Source organism: Dysgonomonas sp. Marseille-Q5470, assembly GCF_951230145.1.
Taxonomy (GTDB): Bacteria; Bacteroidota; Bacteroidia; order Bacteroidales; family Dysgonomonadaceae; genus Dysgonomonas.
Map to the genome: position 1 here is coordinate 1 of NZ_CATNVE010000026.1, position 1911 is coordinate 1911.

The 1911-nt window shown below is 37.9% G+C and carries 4 protein-coding genes; 3 read left to right on the forward strand and 1 reads right to left on the reverse strand.

From position 1 onward, the window contains the following. A partial coding sequence (locus QOX35_RS16380) for a topoisomerase C-terminal repeat-containing protein (protein ID WP_283687833.1) occupies window positions 1-191 on the forward strand: 191 nt, incomplete at its 5' end. A 6-nt stretch (window positions 192-197) separates the two neighbouring features. Here QOX35_RS16380 and QOX35_RS16385 read toward each other — a convergent pair. Then, window positions 198-848: a GNAT family N-acetyltransferase gene (locus QOX35_RS16385; RefSeq protein WP_183308907.1), complete on the reverse strand. Its 651-nt coding sequence runs from the start codon at window positions 846-848 to the stop codon at window positions 198-200. Window positions 849-1183: 335 nt separating this feature from the next. Between QOX35_RS16385 and QOX35_RS16390 the strand changes: the two genes are divergently transcribed. Together QOX35_RS16390 and QOX35_RS16395 are read left to right on the forward strand one after the other, a co-directional pair. Then, window positions 1184-1627 (forward strand): DUF1896 family protein, encoded by a 444-nt coding sequence (locus QOX35_RS16390; protein WP_183308919.1) that lies wholly within the window; start codon window positions 1184-1186, stop codon window positions 1625-1627. Then, window positions 1617-1911: hypothetical protein (locus tag QOX35_RS16395; RefSeq protein WP_283687834.1), on the forward strand; the 295-nt coding region annotated here is incomplete at its 3' end. The genes QOX35_RS16390 and QOX35_RS16395, both read left to right, overlap by 11 nt.

The window sequence follows — 1911 nt, forward strand, 5'->3', positions numbered from 1 at the left end:
TTGCTAAAAAAGAATTGACGGATGGACAGTTAACCGATCTTCTGATGAATGGGAAGACTGCTCTAATCAAAGGTTTCGTTAGTTCTAAGACCGGAAGCACCTTTGATGCCATCGTAAAATTTGATGCAGATTATAAAACTGTATTTGAGTTCTCGCCACGCAAAGGTGACGGCAAGAAGAAACGATCTTAAGTAAAGTTATAGATCCAATTTCATATTGTAATTGTAATAACAGCCCTTCTTCAGTTGAATTTCACCTTCATCTAATTTTTGGAATCCTAAGCGATTATAAAAAGTGACGTTTTCCGGAAGTTGGGTTGTTAAACCAACAATATGGCATATCCGATTTATAGATCTCAATTGTTGTAAGCAATCGTCAATCATATAAGAACCAATTCCATATCCTTGATAGTTAGCTTTTATAGCAACCATCGACAAATAATAATATTCATTGGTTCCGATAGCATTTGTTAGAAGCTGTTTATTGAGAGAATCCATCTTAAGCATCGTGCGTAAAGCAGCGAATCCAAAATTCATAATAAATCGGGGTAATCCGATCTTGAAATAATCACGAAATTCAGATTTTACTCCATTGGGAGGTAATAAGCTAAATACTCCTATTATTTCCCTTGAATTTTTCATTCTAACGACTTTTGTCACAGATTGTCTTTTGTTTATCAGGTATAGATTGGTTTTGAATAACCAGAACAATCCGTCTCGCAATCTATCCTTATTTACAAAGATTGAAGTATAGGCCAGATTCGATTCAAAAGCATCTACTAAAATAGCAGCGACCTCTTCATATTCAGATTCTTTCAATTTATCTATTCGGACATCAGGTAAGGACATGACAATTGCTTATTGATATTACGGTTCAATTAATCAGACAAATTTAAATATAAGTGATTGGATACACAATGAGACCAAGAAAGAAGCGACCATTGAAATAATAATTTCACTATATTTGCCACTGAAAGGTCTTTGTTCTACGATTCGGAATAGTCGTTTAACATTGATTTTTTAGTGGTGGCATCCAGAGCTAAGCTCCGGATGCCTTTTTCTTTCCCAAACTATAAGCTAAAGAAAGTGCTTTGTGGTATATCATTAGGTCTAAGCCTATTGGTATATCTACTCTCATAAAAGCAATAACAAAAGGGTCTTCGACCCCACTAAAAATCAATGATATGACAACAAAACCAAAGACGACAGTCACAGATCTGTCTTATTTCCGACTATCCCTATTATCCTACCTACGTGATACACACCCCGACAAAGCCATTGACCATGAATTTATTGCTGTACGTGGCGATGCCGCAGCAGAAATGTATAGCCAAGCTATAAAAGAAGGTCATACCCACGACGAAGCAGAAGTAATCTCTTCACAAGTCCTCTATGAAGACTTGCATTTCTCCACCTACCGAACCCTTGTAACTATCCTCTGGGATGAATTTTCAGAAGAAGTAAACCCTTCACAAGCCGAAGGCATAGCAATGGAGCTAGTATCCCGCCTTGCGGATACGATTCAGAAATACACCTTGTCTGATGATTTTGCCGATACACCAGAGTACAATCAGTTTTACACGGAACTGACAGGCGAAATACAAATCCTGCTCGAAAATGGCTTATAATAAGAAAGCCCATCTTCGGGACAATATCGAGGCAATAAGCATTGCTTTTGCTCTTGATAAAGAGAAAAGGCAGGCTACCGATGATGAAAAAATAAAATTGGCAGCCTATTCCGGTTTCGGAGGGATAAAAGCCGTGTTGAATCCCGCCGCCAAACAAGAAGATATACAATATTGGAAAGCCTCGGAGCATGATTTGTTCCCTCTGGTAACCGAATTGCACCAAGTGTTACGGAATGGAGCGAAAGATGATGCTGAATACAAACGCTATGTAAGCTCCCTTAAAA

Excerpts from the sequence above, each read along its gene's own strand:
- QOX35_RS16385 (WP_183308907.1), bottom strand. The coding sequence starts at position 848 with ATGTCCTTACCTGATGTCCGAATAGATAAATTGAAAGAATCTGAATAT.
- QOX35_RS16390 (WP_183308919.1), top strand. The coding sequence starts at position 1,184 with ATGACAACAAAACCAAAGACGACAGTCACAGATCTGTCTTATTTCCGA.